At 71.8% G+C, this 14,330-nt stretch carries 14 protein-coding genes; 9 read left to right on the top strand and 5 right to left on the bottom strand.

Annotation, left to right across the window (positions count from 1 at the left end; all coding sequences use genetic code 11):
• The first annotated feature begins 73 nt into the window (after positions 1 to 73).
• Complete coding sequence (locus ABTY20_RS11640; RefSeq protein ID WP_351996790.1) at positions 74 to 1,519, top strand: glyceraldehyde-3-phosphate dehydrogenase; 1,446 nt, start codon at positions 74 to 76, stop codon at positions 1,517 to 1,519.
• Positions 1,520 to 1,674: 155 nt separating this feature from the next.
• Positions 1,675 to 2,643 carry a hypothetical protein gene (locus ABTY20_RS11635; protein ID WP_351996789.1) on the top strand — a complete coding sequence of 323 codons (969 nt, stop codon included), beginning with the start codon at positions 1,675 to 1,677 and terminating at the stop codon, positions 2,641 to 2,643.
• A gap of 24 nt (positions 2,644 to 2,667) precedes the next feature.
• Here the strand turns inward: ABTY20_RS11635 and ABTY20_RS11630 are convergent, their stop codons facing one another.
• Complete coding sequence (locus ABTY20_RS11630) at positions 2,668 to 4,422, bottom strand: FAD-dependent oxidoreductase (RefSeq protein WP_351996788.1); 1,755 nt, start codon at positions 4,420 to 4,422, stop codon at positions 2,668 to 2,670.
• A 232-nt stretch (positions 4,423 to 4,654) separates the two neighbouring features.
• Between ABTY20_RS11630 and ABTY20_RS11625 the strand changes: the two genes are divergently transcribed.
• The 7 genes from ABTY20_RS11625 to ABTY20_RS11595 all read left to right on the top strand — a co-directional run bounded on the left by ABTY20_RS11625 (position 4,655) and on the right by ABTY20_RS11595 (position 9,958).
• The gene (locus ABTY20_RS11625) at positions 4,655 to 5,779 is read left to right on the top strand and encodes a SchA/CurD-like domain-containing protein (RefSeq protein WP_351996787.1); all 1,125 of its coding nucleotides are present in this window, start codon (positions 4,655 to 4,657) and stop codon (positions 5,777 to 5,779) included.
• Between the two features lie 71 nt (positions 5,780 to 5,850).
• Positions 5,851 to 6,318, top strand: a complete 468-nt coding sequence (locus ABTY20_RS11620; protein WP_351996786.1) for a cupin domain-containing protein — start codon at positions 5,851 to 5,853, stop codon at positions 6,316 to 6,318.
• The gene (locus ABTY20_RS11615; RefSeq protein ID WP_351996785.1) at positions 6,315 to 7,583 is read left to right on the top strand and encodes a beta-ketoacyl-[acyl-carrier-protein] synthase family protein; all 1,269 of its coding nucleotides are present in this window, start codon (positions 6,315 to 6,317) and stop codon (positions 7,581 to 7,583) included. Before ABTY20_RS11620 ends, ABTY20_RS11615 begins: the two co-directional genes overlap by 4 nt.
• The gene (locus ABTY20_RS11610; RefSeq protein ID WP_351996784.1) at positions 7,580 to 8,824 is read left to right on the top strand and encodes a ketosynthase chain-length factor; all 1,245 of its coding nucleotides are present in this window, start codon (positions 7,580 to 7,582) and stop codon (positions 8,822 to 8,824) included. The genes ABTY20_RS11615 and ABTY20_RS11610 overlap by 4 nt, the downstream gene beginning before the upstream one ends.
• A gap of 27 nt (positions 8,825 to 8,851) precedes the next feature.
• The gene (locus ABTY20_RS11605) at positions 8,852 to 9,112 is read left to right on the top strand and encodes an acyl carrier protein (protein WP_351996783.1); all 261 of its coding nucleotides are present in this window, start codon (positions 8,852 to 8,854) and stop codon (positions 9,110 to 9,112) included.
• 2 nt (positions 9,113 to 9,114) lie between these two features.
• The gene (locus tag ABTY20_RS11600) at positions 9,115 to 9,597 is read left to right on the top strand and encodes an SRPBCC family protein (RefSeq protein WP_351996782.1); all 483 of its coding nucleotides are present in this window, start codon (positions 9,115 to 9,117) and stop codon (positions 9,595 to 9,597) included.
• A gap of 25 nt (positions 9,598 to 9,622) precedes the next feature.
• A complete protein-coding gene (locus ABTY20_RS11595; RefSeq protein ID WP_351996781.1) occupies positions 9,623 to 9,958 on the top strand; it encodes a TcmI family type II polyketide cyclase in 336 nt (111 codons plus the stop codon).
• An 82-nt stretch (positions 9,959 to 10,040) separates the two neighbouring features.
• On the opposite strand, the gene ABTY20_RS11590 is transcribed toward ABTY20_RS11595, so the two are convergent.
• The 4 genes from ABTY20_RS11590 to ABTY20_RS11575 all read right to left on the bottom strand — a co-directional run.
• On the bottom strand, positions 10,041 to 11,069 hold the full coding sequence (locus tag ABTY20_RS11590; protein ID WP_351996780.1) for a methyltransferase: 1,029 nt from the start codon (positions 11,067 to 11,069) through the stop codon (positions 10,041 to 10,043).
• Between the two features lie 57 nt (positions 11,070 to 11,126).
• The gene (locus ABTY20_RS11585) at positions 11,127 to 12,194 is read right to left on the bottom strand and encodes a right-handed parallel beta-helix repeat-containing protein (RefSeq protein ID WP_351996779.1); all 1,068 of its coding nucleotides are present in this window, start codon (positions 12,192 to 12,194) and stop codon (positions 11,127 to 11,129) included.
• Between the two features lie 183 nt (positions 12,195 to 12,377).
• Entirely contained in the window at positions 12,378 to 13,946 is a 1,569-nt protein-coding gene (locus ABTY20_RS11580; protein ID WP_351996843.1) for an MDR family MFS transporter, read from the bottom strand.
• A 173-nt stretch (positions 13,947 to 14,119) separates the two neighbouring features.
• On the bottom strand, positions 14,120 to 14,330 hold a 211-nt coding region (locus ABTY20_RS11575; protein WP_502991793.1), incomplete at its 5' end, for an acyl-CoA-like ligand-binding transcription factor.

Here is a 14,330-nt window from a genome sequence, read left to right as displayed (position 1 = left end):
TCCGGCACCCCCTCCGGACCCGGCGGCCCACATGGCTATCATATGAGCACCCTCTAGCTCGAAAGATGGATCCGTGACTGTCAACGAAGACTCGTTCACCCATTGGAAGCACCGCGAGGAGATCGCGGAGTCGATGATCCCGATCATCGGGAAGCTGCACCGCGAGCGGGACGTGACCGTCCTGCTGCACAGCCGCTCCTTGGTGAACAAGTCGGTGGTCAGCATCCTCAAGACCCACCGCTTCGCCCGGCAGATCGCCGGCGAGGAGCTCTCGGTCACCGAGACGCTGCCCTTCCTGCAGGCGCTCACCACGCTCGACCTCGGCCCGTCCCAGATCGACATCGGCCTGCTCGCCGAGGCCTACCGCGCCGACGACCGGGGGCAGTCGGTGGCCGAGTTCACCGCCGAGGCCGTGGCCGGCGCGATCGGCGCCGCCACGGCCGACCGCCGCGAGCCGCGCGACGTCGTCCTCTACGGCTTCGGCCGCATCGGCCGCCTCCTGGCCCGGCTGCTCATCGAGAAGTCGGGGTCCGGCAACGGGCTGCGCCTGCGCGCGATCGTGGTCCGCCGGGGCGGCGAGCAGGACATCGTCAAGCGGGCCTCGCTGCTGCGCCGCGACTCCGTGCACGGCCAGTTCCAGGGCACCATCACCGTCGACGAGGCGAACAGCACGATCACCGCCAACGGCAACACCGTCAAGGTGATCTACGCGGGCGACCCGACGGAGATCGACTACACGGCGTACGGCATCAAGAACGCCATCCTCATCGACAACACCGGCAAGTGGCGCGACCGCGAAGGGCTCTCGCTGCACCTGCGTCCCGGCATCGACAAGGTGGTGCTGACCGCGCCCGGCAAGGGCGACGTGCCCAACATCGTGCACGGCGTCAACCACGACACCCTCAAGCCGGACGAGCGGATCCTGTCCTGCGCCTCCTGCACCACCAACGCGATCGTCCCGCCGCTGAAGGCGATGGCGGACGAGTACGGCGTGCTGCGCGGGCACGTGGAGACGGTGCACTCGTTCACCAACGACCAGAACCTGCTGGACAACTACCACAAGTCGGAGCGCCGCGGCCGTTCGGCGCCGCTGAACATGGTGATCACCGAGACGGGTGCCGCCTCGGCCGTCGCCAAGGCGCTGCCCGACCTCGGCGCGACCATCACCGGCAGCTCGATCCGGGTGCCCGTGCCGGACGTCTCGATCGCGATCCTCAACCTCCAGCTGGCCCGCCCCACCAACCGCCAGGAGGTCCTCGACCACCTGCGCAAGGTGTCGCTGACCTCGCCGCTCAAGCGCCAGATCGACTTCATCAGCGCGCCCGACGCGGTCTCCAGCGACTTCATCGGCTCGCGCCACGCCTCGATCGTCGACGCCGGCGCGCTGAAGGTCGAGGGCGACAACGCGATCCTCTACCTCTGGTACGACAACGAGTTCGGCTACTCCTGCCAGGTCGTCCGGGTCGTCCAGTACGTCTCCGGGGTGGAGTACCCGACGTACCCGGCCCCGGCGGTCTGACGGGGCAAGCCGGCAAGCGGAACGTACCCGACGGCGGGGCGGGCTGGATGCCCGGCCCCGCCCCGGCCTGCCCGCAGTACCGGCGGTAAGGGGCAGATCGGTAACGATCATCCCGTCCGGGTTGCCGAGGCCCGTGGAATTCCTAGTCTTCCCGCATGGCCCTCTTCAACAGTCGTACCAGCAGACGTCCCCGTATCGTCCCCGCCCTGGACGACGCCGAACTGGCGCGCGTCCTGGGACGGCTGAGCAAGCGGAACGGGGGCGGCAGGGCCGCCGACGTCGCCCTCGTGTCCTCCTTGCTGGAGGAGACCGGGGACGACTGGGACCGCCGCGGCCACCGGGTGTCCGTACTGGCCGGGTCGACGGCCGGCACGGGGCTCGCGGCGGCGTGGCTGGACAGGGAACCGCAGAACGCGGACGCCCTGGTCCTCCACTCCTGGTCCGCGCTGGCGCGCGGGCTGCAGGACGGACACCTGGAGGACGCCGCACAGGTGGTCGCCCGGTGTCACCAGGCCGCCGAGCGACGACCGGAGGATCCGCTGCCGTGGGTGGTCCTGCTCGGTGTGTCGCGGATCGAGCGCTACGGCCAGAACGACGTCAACGCCCTCTGGCGAGAGGCCACCGGGCGCGACCGCTGGCACCGTGAGGCGTATCTGCAGATGCTCGCGTACCTGTCGCCGGAGGAGGGGGGTTCCAGTGCGGCCGTCCTCGACTTCGTCGATGTGGTGCGCACCCGCATCCCGGCCAACGCGCCGTGTGCCGCGGTCGAGGTGACCGCGGCCGTACGGCAGTACCAGGGACTGCTGGCGCAGGGCGGGGTGCGGGCCATGACCGCCGGTCAGCTGTGGGAGGGCGGGCAGGTCGCGGCCGCGCTGGAGCAGGCGGCCGCGCTGTGGGCGAAGCCGGGTTTCTTCCAGCACGCGGCGGCGCAGGCCGACCTCAACGTGCTGGCGTACGCGCTGTGCGCGGCCGGCCGGGCCGCCGACGCGCATCACGTCTTCCAGACGCTGCAGGGCATGGTCACGCCCTGGCCGTGGAACACCGACGGACCCGCCGTCCAGCGGTTCGAGCAGCACCAGGCCAAGGCGGAGCGGGGACGGCAGGGCGGCGTCGGCGGAGCGTGACGTCCACCGGCCGCCGTTCCCCTGTCAGTCCCGCGCCAGGACGGTGGCGAGGGCCTCCCGCAGCACCGCCGACGGGTCCGGCACGGGTCCTTCGGAGCGCCAGGCGACGAAGCCGTCGGGACGGACCAGTACCGCACCGTCCGCGGTGATCCCGTGTGCCCGGGCCCAGTCGGCACCGCCCTCGGGAGTCAGTTCCGCGTCGGGTCCTTCGCCCACCCGGTACGCGTCGAGCGGCACGGACAGGTCCTTCGCGGCCTTCGCCGCCGCGGTGTGCCAGTCGCAGGCGCCGTTCGCGGCGCTCAGCAGCACGCACGACCGCTCGTAGAGGTCGAGCGTGGAAATCCGGGTGCCGGAGCGGTCCAGCCACACGTGCGGGGCGCGGCTGCCGGGTTCGCCGGTCAGCATCACCCCGTCGGGGATGACCGGTGCCGCCGGGTCGGTGCCCAGGACCGCGCCGCGCGGATAGCGGTAGCAGAGCGCCACGTTGAGGATGCCGCCCCCCTTCATGCCGGGACCGCCGGCTCCGGGACCGCCGGGACCACCGGCTCCGGGACCACCGGGACCGCCGGGACCACCGGCTCCGGGACCGCCGGGGGCGGGGGCGCCGAGGGCGGGAGCGCCCGGGGCGGGCGTGTACCCGGGGTGACTGTGCTCGCTCGAACGGGAGGAGGCACGGGAGCTGGTCGCCTCCGCGACGGGCCGGCGTTCGGCGTCGTAGGACTCCAGCAGACCGGGCGCGGCCCAGCCGCCGAGCACGGCGGCCAGCTTCCAGGCGAGGTTGTGGGCGTCCTGGATGCCGGTGTTGGAGCCGAACGCCCCGGTGGGCGACATCTCGTGGGCGGAGTCGCCGGCCAGGAACACCCGGCCGTCCGCGTACCGTTCGGCGACCCGCTCGGCGGCGTGCCAGGCCGCCCGGCCGGTGATCTCCACGTCGAGGTCCGGCACGCCGACGGCCTTCCGGATGTGGGCGACGCACCGCTCGTCGGTGAACTCCTCGAGGGTTTCGCCGTGTTCGGGGTGCCAGGGGGCGTGGAACACCCAGTGCTCCCGGTTGTCGACCGGCAGCAGGGCTCCGTCGGCCTCCGGGTTGGTCAGGTAGCAGACGATGAACCGCCGGTCCCCGACGACACCGGCGAGGTCACGGGAGGTGAACGTGAGGCTCACGTTGTGGAACAGGTCGCCCGGGCCGTTCTGCCCGATGCCCAGCGCCTCGCGGACGGGGCTGCGCGGGCCGTCGGCGGCGACGAGGTAGTCCGCCCGGATCCTGGTGTGCTCGCCGGTCTCCCGGCTCTTGACCAGCACCGTCACACCCTCGGCGTCCTGGTCGAAGGACATCATCTCCGTCCCGAAGCGCAGGTCCCCGCCGAGTTCGCGGGCCCCCTCGAGGAGCACCGGCTCCAGGTCGTTCTGGCTGCACAGGCACCACCCGCTGGGGCTGAAGCGGGCGATCCCGCCGCCGGGGTCGATCTCCTGGAGCAGCCACTCGCCCTCGTCGCCCACCAGGCTCGGGGTCTGCAGGATGCCGTGGTTGTCCGCCAGGACCGATGCGGCCCGGCCGATGCGCTGCTCGAGCCCGGCCGTCCGGAACAGCTCCATGGTGCGTACGTTGTTCCCCCGCCCGCGCGGGTGGATCGAGGTGCCCGTGTGGCGTTCGACGAGCGTGTGCGGCACGCCGAGGCGCCCCAGGAACAGCGACATGGACAGGCCCACCAGAGAGCCGCCGACGATGAGGACCGGCGTGCGGTGATCCGCCCGGCCGGCCGTATCCGATCGATTCATTGAAACGCCTCCAGCATCGCCCTCGACGGGCTGTGGGACAGGACGCACCTTTCATGCCCGGTGCGGGCCGGTCCTCGTCCCGGCGGCACCCGGATGGCACGCGGTTCACCCGCCTGCCCCGTATCGCTCGCGCACAGCGGAAAGTCGCGGCAACGATCGGCTCATGGCGACCCCGGCCCTTCGGACACGGCGGTCGTTCCCGACCTTCCGACGAAGAGGAGAGGTGCGCCGGATGACCATGTCGGCACGCGTATCGCAGTCGGCGTTCGACGGCTCGAGGCTGCGGGTGATCCTGCTGCTCGACCTGTACGAGGGGGCCCAGGAGCAGTTCCTCGACGCGTACGAGCACATGCGCAACAAGGTCGCGTCCGTTCCCGGCCACATCAGTGACCAACTGTGCCAGTCGATCGAGAACCCCTCGCAGTGGCTCATCACCAGCGAGTGGGAGAGCGCCCTGCCGTTCCTCGCGTGGGTGAACAGCGAGGAGCACATCGAGATCGTCCGGCCGATGCACAGCTGCGTCCGGGACACCCGGTCGATGCGCTACAGCATCCTGCGCGAGACCCACCCGGACCAGCCGCTCACCACCGAGGCCGCACGGGCGGGCCTGCAGAAGGCGGCCCGCGTGGGCACCGGGGTGACCCGCCACGCCATCACCTTCACCGTGAAACCCGGATCCGAGTCCAAGGTCGTGGACATCCTGGCCAACTACGAGGCGCCCGAGGCGCGGGTCAACGGCACCACGCGCCTGCACCGCACCTCGCTCTTCATGCACGGCAACCGCGTCGTACGGGCCGTGGAGGTGGAGGGCGACCTGCTGGCCACCCTGTGCCACGTGGCCAGTCAGCCCCAGGTGCAGGCCGTGGAAGAGGCCATCAACCCCTACCTGGAGCAGGACCGGGACCTGAGCGACTCCGACTCCGCCCGGGTGTTCTTCACCCGGGCGGCCCTTCCCGCCATGCAGCACGTGGCGGCCGCTCGCCCGGAACCCGACCATCTGCGGCGGCACATGCTGTACTACCCGGCCGTGACGGGCCGCGGCCTGGAGCTGGCCCGGTTCCTCGCCCGTCAGGACGAGGCCGCGGCGAGCGACCCGGACAGCCCGGTGTACGCGAGCACCGTCTTCCAGCGCGACGACATCGTGACCCGCATGATCGACGTCACGGACGAACTCGATCTCGACCCGCTCTCCGCCCTCGGCGTCAAGGGCGCGGGCAGGGCGGCCGAGCTGGAGCGTCTCCTGGACGGCGCCGCCATCGGCGTCGAGGGCTCCCTGGACTCGGAGCGCACCCTGCACCGGCTCCTGGCGCACGCCGACATGGTGCCCGTCACCGACCGCACCTGTGCGGATTCCTGAAGGCCGACCGCGGTGACGTCCGCGGCGGTGCCCGCCCGGACGTCACCGGCACACCCGGAGGTAACACCCTTATGTCCAAACAGCATCCACGCATCGTGGACCTGAGCGAGACGGAGCCCAACCGACGGCGCGGAGGTGACCTCAGGACCCTGCTCACGCCGGCCACCGTGGGCTCCACCAGCGGCTTCATGGGCCTGGCCATCGTCAAGCCCGGCGAGCGCATCGGGGAGCACTACCACCCTTACTCCGAGGAGTTCGTGTACGTCGTCAGCGGCGCGCTCGAAGTGGACCTGGACGGCGAGCCGTTCGCGCTCCGCGCCGACCAGGGTCTGATGATCCCCGTCGACATGCGGCACCGCTTCCGCAACGTCGGCGACCAGGAGGCCCGGATGGTGTTCCACCTGGGGCCGCTCGCCCCGCACCCGAGTCTCGGTCACGTCGACACGGAGGAGACCGAAGGGGCCGCGGCCGGGCCGCAGCTGACGGTCGGCGGGCCACCGCAGGGCCAGGCCACCGAGCCCAGTGGGGCCATAAAATGACCCGCCGGGTGGCCGTCACCGGCACCGGTGTGGTCGCTCCCGGCGGCATCGGAGCGACGGCGTTCTGGGATCTTCTGTCGGCCGGCCGCACCGCGACCCGCGGCATCTCCCTGTTCGACCCGGCGGGCCTGCGCTCGCGCATCGCCGCCGAGTGCGACTTCGACCCGTTCGAACACGGCCTGGACGCGGAGCTGTGCCAACGTGCCGACCGTTACGTCCAGTTCGCCGTGGTCGCCGCCGCGGAGGCGGTCCGCGACTCCGGACTCGACACCGGCGCCGGCGACCCCTGGCGCACGGCGGTCTCGCTGGGCAGCGCGGTCGGCGGCACCACCCGGCTGGAACACGACTACGTGCTGGTCAGCGAAGGCGGCCGGCGGTGGGACGTGGACCACGAGAAGGCCGGGCCCCAGCTGCACACGGCGTTCCAGCCGAGCACCCTCGCCTCGGTCGTCGCCGAGCGGTTCGACGCCCGGGGCCCGGTGCAGACCGTCTCCACCGGCTGCACCTCCGGGCTCGACGCGGTCGGCTACGCCTTCCACACCATCGCGGAGGGCCGGGCCGACGTCTGCATAGCGGGGGCGTCGGACTCGCCGATCTCCCCGATCACGATGGCCTGCTTCGACGCCATCAAGGCGACGTCGCCCCACAACGACGACCCCGAGCACGCCTCCCGGCCGTTCGACGCCCATCGCGACGGCTTCGTGATGGGCGAGGGCGCGGCCGTGCTCGTGCTCGAGGAGTACGAGCACGCGCGGGCCCGCGGCGCGGAGATCCTCTGCGAGATCAGCGGCTACGCCACCTACGGCAACGCCTACCACATGACCGGTCTGACCAGTGAGGGGCTGGAGATGGCCCGGGCGATCGACACCACGCTCGACCAGGCCCGCATCGACCCCACACTGGTCGACTACGTCAACGCGCACGGCTCCGGCACGCGGCAGAACGACCGGCACGAGACGGCCGCCGTGAAGCGGTCCCTGGGGGCGCACGCCTACGACACGCCCATGAGCTCCATCAAGTCGATGGTGGGGCACTCGCTGGGCGCGATCGGCGCGATCGAGGTGGTCGCCTGCGTCCTCGCGCTGAAGCACCAGGTGGTGCCGCCCACGGCGAACTACGAGACCCCCGACCCGGAGTGCGACCTGGACTACGTGCCGCGCACCGCACGCCCGCGGAAGCTGAACCATGTGCTCTCCGTCGGCAGCGGGTTCGGCGGCTTCCAGTCCGCGGTGCTGCTGTCCGGGCCGGGCGGGAGGACACGATGAGCAATCGGCGTTCCCGGCGCGCGGCCGTCACCGGTATCGGTGTGATCGCGCCCAACGGACTGCGGACCGACGCCTACTGGAAGTCCGTGAGCGAGGGCCTCTCCGTGCTGGACCTGATCGGCCGGGAGGGCTGTGCCCACCTGCCGCTGCGGGTGGCGGGCGAGGTCCGGGCCTTCGACCCGGCGGCCCTCATCGAGGACCGGTTCCTGGTGCAGACCGACCGGTTCAGCCACTTCGCGATGGCCGCGGCCGCCCTCGCCCTGGACGACGCCGGCCTCGGCGGTGATCCCGCGGAGCCGTTCTCGATCGGCGTGGTCACCGCCGCGGGATCGGGCGGCGGCGAGTTCGGCCAGCGCGAGCTGCAGAAACTGTGGGGCAAGGGTTCCAAGTTCGTCGGTCCCTACCAGTCGATCGCCTGGTTCTACGCCGCGAGCACCGGCCAGATATCCATCCGCGGCGGCCTCAAGGGGCCGTGCGGGGTGGTGGCGAGCGACGAGGCGGGCGGTCTGGACTCCCTCGCGCACGCGAGCCGGGCGGTGCGGCGCGGCACCGACGTCATGGTCGTGGGGGCCGCGGAGGCGCCGCTGGCCCCGTACTCGATGGTCTGCCAGCTCGGCTACCCCGAGCTCAGCACCCTCGACGACCCCGACCGCGCCTACCGTCCGTTCACCGAGAAGGCGTGCGGCTTCGTGCCCGCCGAGGGCGGCGCGCTGCTCATCGTCGAGGACGAGGAGCGGGCCCGGACCCGCGGGGTGCCGGTGCGGGCCGTCGTGGCCGGCCACTCCGCCACGTTCACCGGGGCCTCCCGCTGGGCGGAGTCCCGGGAGGGCCTGGCCCGCGCGATCCGCGGTGCCCTGGACGAGGCGGACTGCGCCCCGGAGGAGATCGACGTCGTGTTCGCCGACGCCATGGGCGTCCCCGAGGCCGACCGCGCCGAGGCGCTGGCGATCTCCGACGCCCTGGGCGCGCACGGCACCCGCGTGCCGGTCACGGCGCCCAAGACGGGCATCGGCCGTGCCTACTGTGCGGCGCCCGTGCTGGACACGGTGGCCGCGGTGCTCGCCATGGAACACGGTCAGGTGCCCCCGACGCCCAACGTGTTCGACATCTGCCACGACCTCGACCTGGTGACGTCGCGCGCTCGTCCCGCCGAGCTGCGCACCGCCCTGGTCCTCAGCAGGGGACTGATGGGCTCCAACGCGGCGCTGGTCGTGCGCCGCGGTGACGATTCCGCCCGTTAGGACCGGGCGGGGAAGGAGCAGACACCCATGATCACCTCCGAAGTGACCTTCGACGAGCTGGCCTCGCTGATGAAGCAGGCGGCCGGCATCACCGTCGACCCCCAGGAACTGAAGCGCTCGGCGGAGTCCCCCTTCGACGTCTTCGGTCTCGACTCGCTCGGCCTGCTCGGCATCGTCGGCGAGCTGGAGAACCGGTACGGCCAGTCGCTCCCCCCCGACTCGGAGCGCTGCCGCACGCCCCGGGAGTTCCTGGACCTCGTCAACAGCACCCTCACGGCTGGAGCCTGAACGTGGCCGGACACACCGAGAACAGCATCACCATCGACGCTCCCTTCGACCTCGTGTGGGAGATGACCAACGACCTGGAGAACTGGCCGCGGCTGTTCAGCGAGTACGCGTCCGTGGAGATCCTCTCCCGTGAGGGCGCCACGACGAGGTTCCGGCTGACCATGCACCCGGACGAGAACGGCAAGGTGTGGAGCTGGGTGTCGGAGCGCACCCCGGACCGCGAGAGGCGGACCGTCCGCGCCCGCCGGGTCGAGACGGGCCCGTTCGCCCACATGGACATCGTGTGGGACTACGCGGAGCTGCCGGGCGGTGTCCGGATGCGCTGGACGCAGGACTTCGCGATGAAGCCCGACGCCCCGGTCGACGACGACTGGATGACGGAGAACATCAACCGCAACTCCCGTACGCAGATGGCCCTCATCCGGGACCGGATCGAGCAGGCCGCCCGCGACAGCGAGAGCGCGTCCGTCGCGTCCTCGCGCTGAGCACCGGTCCAGGGAAGGACACCCGATGCACCACGCCCTCATCGTCGCCCGGATGAAGCCCGGTTCCGCGCCGCACATCGCCGACGTGTTCGCCGCCTCCGACCGGGGTGAGCTCCCCCACCTGGTCGGTGTCGGCCGGCGCAGCCTCTTCCAGTTCGGCGACGACGTGTACCTGCACCTCATCGAGTCCGAGCAGGACCCCGCGCCGGCGATCGCGAAGGTGGCGGGACACCCCGAGTTCCGCAGGATCAGCGAGCGGCTGGAGGCGTACGTCAGCCCGTACGACCCGGCCACGTGGCGGAGTCCGAAGGACGCCATGGCGCAGTGCTTCTACCGCTGGGAGCGGAGCGCCGGCTCCTGAGCGGGCGGCCCCCGAAACCCCGAGGCCGCCGGTCCCGCGTCAGTCGCGGAGCCGGCGGCCTCGGGGTTGTCGGCGTCTTCGGTCAGCCGGGGACGGTGCACTCGAAGGCGTGCAGATAGGCGTTGACCGGGTGGACGGCGTCGATGACCAGGCCCGCGTCGGTCAGCCGGTCGACCATGCTCTGCCGGGTGTGCTTGGCGCCGCCGACGTTGAGGAGCAGCAGCAGGTCCATGGCGGTGGTGAACCGCATCGAGGGGGTGTCGTCGACGAGGTTCTCGATGACGACGACGCGGGCTCCGGGCCGTGCCACCGCGCGGACGTTGCCGAGCACCCTGCGGGTGCTGTCGTCGTCCCACTCCAGGACGTTCTTGATGATGTACACGTCCGCCCGGACGGGGACCTCCTCTCGGCAGTCCCGGGCCACGGTCTCGACCCGGTCGGCGAGCGCGCCGCCCTCGCGCAGCCGGGGGTCGGCGTTCTCGACGACGCCCGGCAGGTCGAGCAGGGTGCCGTGGAGGTGGGGGTGCTTCTCCAGGAGGCCGGCCAGGACGTGGCCCTGGCCGCCCCCGATGTCCGCCACCGAGGAGGCGTCGTCCAGGTCGAGCAGCCGGGCCACGTCCCGTGCGGACTGCTCGCTGGAGGTCGTCATGGCCCGGTTGAACACGTGGGCGGACTCGGGGGCCGACTCGTTGAGGTAGGTGAAGAACTCCTGGTCGTACACGTCCTCGAAGACGCTCCGGCCGGAGCGCACCGCCTCGTCGAGGTGCGGCCAGACGTTCCAGGTCCACGGTTCGGTGCACCACAGGGCGATGTACCGCAGGCTGTGCGGGTCGTCCTCACGCAGCAGCCGGGACATCTCGGTGTGCTCGAAGGTGCCGTCGGGGTTCTCGGTGAAGACGCCCTGGCAGGACAGGGCGCGCAGCAGCCGCCGCAGGGTGTGCGGCTGGGTCTTCACCGCCGTCGCCAAGTCGTCGACGGTCATGGGGGCGTCGTCCAGCGCGTCCGCCACGCCCAGGCGGACGGCCGCGCGTACGGCGGCGGCACACGCCGCCCCGAAAACGAGCTCCCGCAGCCGCATGGGCGGCGGGGGAGCCTGATCAACGGTGGTCATCCGTTGCCTCGCTTCTGCTGTCGTGCAGTCGGTGGGGGGTGAGGTGGTGCGGGGGGGTCAGCACATGCCCGCGGGCTCGGAGAGCGTGCAGGTGTTGCGGCTGAACGTGTTGTTCCCGGTGGTGTCCCGGTCGGCCAGGTCGGCCGGGCTGTTGCCGGTGAGCAGGTTGTCGCGGATCTCGTTGCGCTCGTTGGGGGCGCCGACGAGGCTCGTGAAGAGCACGATGCCGCCGGAGAGCGGGGACGTGCCCGTGTTGTCCTCGACCCGGTTGTAGGCGACCAGCGTCTTCTCGGCGCCGGTGAGGACGATGCCCGAGCCCTGCAGGAAGGGCAGCCGGGGCGTCTTGGGGCAGTACTTGTTGTTGGCGTGGACGTAGTTGCGGGTGACGCTCAGGGCGCCGGCGCGCGGCTTGGTCTCGTCGCCGACCACGAACACGGCGGCGCAGTTGCCGGTGGCCTCGTTGCGGTCGACGACCAGGTTCCGCAGCCGGCGGACGGTGACGCCGACGCGGTTGTCGGCCGTCCGGTTGTAGCGGATCACGGTCCTCCCCGCGTCCCGGGCGCCTTCCTCGGTGTCCACGGTGTTGGCGACGAACAGTCCGGCGTCGCCGTTCTTCCGGGCGACGTTGTGACTGAGCACGCTGTGCACGGAGCGTTCCTCGGCGATGCCCCACTGGCCGTTCTTCTCCGCCATCACGTACCGGACCTCGAGCCCGTCGGTGCCGGTGGCCCACAGCCCGTTCTTGGCGAACCCGCGTACCGTCAGCGACCGTACGGTGACGTCCTTGAGGGGTTTCTTGTCGGTGCCGGTGACACAGATGCCGTGGCCGGCCCTGGCGCAGGCGTTCTTGCTCCCGGCGGCGTTCGCGGCGGGCACCAGCACGGTGCGGCCGGCGCCGTGGCCGCGCAGGGTCAGGTCCGGAACCTTGACGACGACGCTCTGCCGGTAGGTGCCGGGGGCCAGGAGGACGGTGTCCCCCGGCTCCGCGGCGTCCACGGCCTTCTGGATCGACTGGCCGGGCTGTACCCGGTGCACGGTCGGGTGGTGGACCGACGGTGCGGCGCCCAGCCCCGCGGCCACGGCGGCGGCGGTGCAGGCGAGAAGGGCGATGTGTCGTTTGTTCATGAGCCGAAGCTATGAGCGGGGGTTGGGCCCCGCCACCGGTGATCACCCAGGTGGGCCGGGGCCCCCGCCCGACGGGTGATCACCCGTCGGGCCCGTCCTCCGGAACGCCGGACGGGGCCGCCCGCCGTCGTGCGGCGGGCGGCCCCGTCCCTTGCTCCCGGGTCCTGCCGGCCGGGTCGCGGCTCAGGCGACCGGGGTCGCCCGGTCCTTGTCCGGCGCGTCGTCGGCGGCGGACTCCTCGGCGAGGCGTTCCATGCCGCTGGTGGTCTTCAGCGGCTTCTCCTTCAGGAACACGACGGCGATCAGGGCGAGGAAGGCGAACGGCGTGGCGATGAGGAACAGGTCGGCCGTGGCGACGCCGTAGGCGTGCTCGACGACGGCCCGCATCGGCTCGGGCAGGGCGGACATGTCCGGCACGCTGCTCTCGCCCGAGCCCTCGCCGGCCGGCACGGTGACGCCCGCGTCCTTGAGGCCCTCGGTCATCTCGCTGGTGACCCGGTTGGCGAGGATCGCGCCGAGCACGCTGGTGCCGATGGTGCCGCCCATGCTGCGGAAGAAGGACAGCACGGAGGTCGCGGCGCCCAGTTCGGCGGCGGGCACGTCGTTCTGGGCGGCGAGCACCAGGTTCTGCATCAGCATGCCGACGCCGACGCCGAGCACCGCCATGTAGAGGCTGAGCAGGGCGAAGGGGGTGTCGACGCCGATCGTGGAGAGCAGCGCGAGCCCGACGGTCATGACGACCGCGCCCGCCACCAGGTACCGCTTCCACTTGCCGGTGCTGCTGATCACCTGTCCGGCGACGGTGGACGACACCAGCAGGCCCAGGATCATCGGCAGGCTCATCAGACCGGCGACGGTCGGCGACTTGCCCAGGGAGACCTGGAAGTACTGCGAGAGGAAGACGGTCCCGCCGAACATGGCGACACCGACCAGGAGGCTGGCGACGGTGGTCAGCGTCACCGTGCGGTTGCGGAAGATGCCGAGCGGGATGACCGGCTCGGGGGCGCGGGTCTCGACGACGACCGCGGCGGCCAGCACCAGCACGCCGCCGCCCACGAGCGCGGCGGTCTGCCAGGACACCCAGTCGAAGTCGTTGCCCGCCAGCGACACCCAGATGAGCAGCGCGCAGACGCCGGCGACGATCAGGAAGGCGCCGAGCCAGTCGATCCGCGCCTCACGCCGGGTGGTGGGCAGCCGCAGGGTGCGCTGGAGCAGGGCGATGGCGAGCAGGGCGAAGGGCACGCCGATGAAGAAGCACCAGCGCCAGCCCAGCCAGGAGGTGTCGACCAGCACACCGCCGACCAGCGGTCCGGCCACGGTGCCCACCGCGAAGACGGCGCCGAAGATGCCGGCGTACTTGCCCAGTTGGCGGGGCGGGATGATGGAGGCCATCACGACCTGCGCGAGGGCGGTCAGACCGCCGGCGCCGATGCCCTGCACGACCCGGCTGAAGATCAGCAGGCCGACGCCGTGGGAGAAGCCCGCCAGCAGCGAGCCGATGACGAACATGCCCAGCGAGAGCTGGAGCAGCAACTTCTTGTTGAAGAGGTCGGACAGCTTGCCCCACAGGGGCACCGTCGCCGTCATGGCCAGCAGTTCGGAGGTGACGACCCAGGTGTACGAGGACTGGCTGGCGCCCAGGTCGGCGATGATCGTGGGGAGCGCGTTGGCCACGACGGTGCCGGCCAGGATCGCGACGAACATGCCGGCCATCAGGCCGGACATGGCCTGGAGTATCTGCCGGTGGTTCATGGAGGTTTCGGACACGGCGGCGGGCGCCGGGGGTGAGCTCACGGGATCTCTTTCGGGTGATGGTCGAACGGTCACGCGCGGGCGGACGCCGGCGGGTGCCGGCGCGCTCACGGGCGCGGAACGGACAGCGGGGGCGGCTGCCGCGGCCGGGGGCCGGGCGGCCGGGGCGGGGCCTACGCGGAAGGTGCGGGGAGGCCGGCGGCGAGGAGGGCGAACACCTCCCGGAAGACGTCGGGGAAGGCGGCTTCCTCCTGCCGGGCGTACCAGTGCTCCACGCTGACGCGCACCGCCGTGCCCGCCACCGCGGCCAGCAGCCGCGGGTAGAGGTCGAGCGCGCCGCGCCGTTCCTCGTCGGTCGCGGAGGCGGGCGGGGGCCCGGCGGCC

The organism is Streptomyces sp. NPDC126497 (genome assembly GCF_040302425.1).
Lineage (GTDB): Bacteria > Actinomycetota > Actinomycetes > Streptomycetales > Streptomycetaceae > Streptomyces.
The sequence above is the reverse complement of the archived record's forward strand: the minus strand, read 5'-3'. Positions and strand labels throughout refer to the sequence as shown.

Excerpts from the sequence above, each read along its gene's own strand:
- ABTY20_RS11590 (WP_351996780.1), bottom strand. The coding sequence starts at position 11,069 with ATGACCACCGTTGATCAGGCTCCCCCGCCGCCCATGCGGCTGCGGGAG.
- ABTY20_RS11585 (WP_351996779.1), bottom strand. The coding sequence starts at position 12,194 with ATGAACAAACGACACATCGCCCTTCTCGCCTGCACCGCCGCCGCCGTG.
- ABTY20_RS11605 (WP_351996783.1), top strand. The coding sequence starts at position 8,852 with ATGATCACCTCCGAAGTGACCTTCGACGAGCTGGCCTCGCTGATGAAG.
- ABTY20_RS11625 (WP_351996787.1), top strand. The coding sequence starts at position 4,655 with ATGACCATGTCGGCACGCGTATCGCAGTCGGCGTTCGACGGCTCGAGG.
- ABTY20_RS11580 (WP_351996843.1), bottom strand. The coding sequence starts at position 13,946 with ATGAACCACCGGCAGATACTCCAGGCCATGTCCGGCCTGATGGCCGGC.
- ABTY20_RS11620 (WP_351996786.1), top strand. The coding sequence starts at position 5,851 with ATGTCCAAACAGCATCCACGCATCGTGGACCTGAGCGAGACGGAGCCC.
- ABTY20_RS11595 (WP_351996781.1), top strand. The coding sequence starts at position 9,623 with ATGCACCACGCCCTCATCGTCGCCCGGATGAAGCCCGGTTCCGCGCCG.
- ABTY20_RS11630 (WP_351996788.1), bottom strand. The coding sequence starts at position 4,422 with ATGAATCGATCGGATACGGCCGGCCGGGCGGATCACCGCACGCCGGTC.
- ABTY20_RS11635 (WP_351996789.1), top strand. The coding sequence starts at position 1,675 with ATGGCCCTCTTCAACAGTCGTACCAGCAGACGTCCCCGTATCGTCCCC.
- ABTY20_RS11615 (WP_351996785.1), top strand. The coding sequence starts at position 6,315 with ATGACCCGCCGGGTGGCCGTCACCGGCACCGGTGTGGTCGCTCCCGGC.
- ABTY20_RS11610 (WP_351996784.1), top strand. The coding sequence starts at position 7,580 with ATGAGCAATCGGCGTTCCCGGCGCGCGGCCGTCACCGGTATCGGTGTG.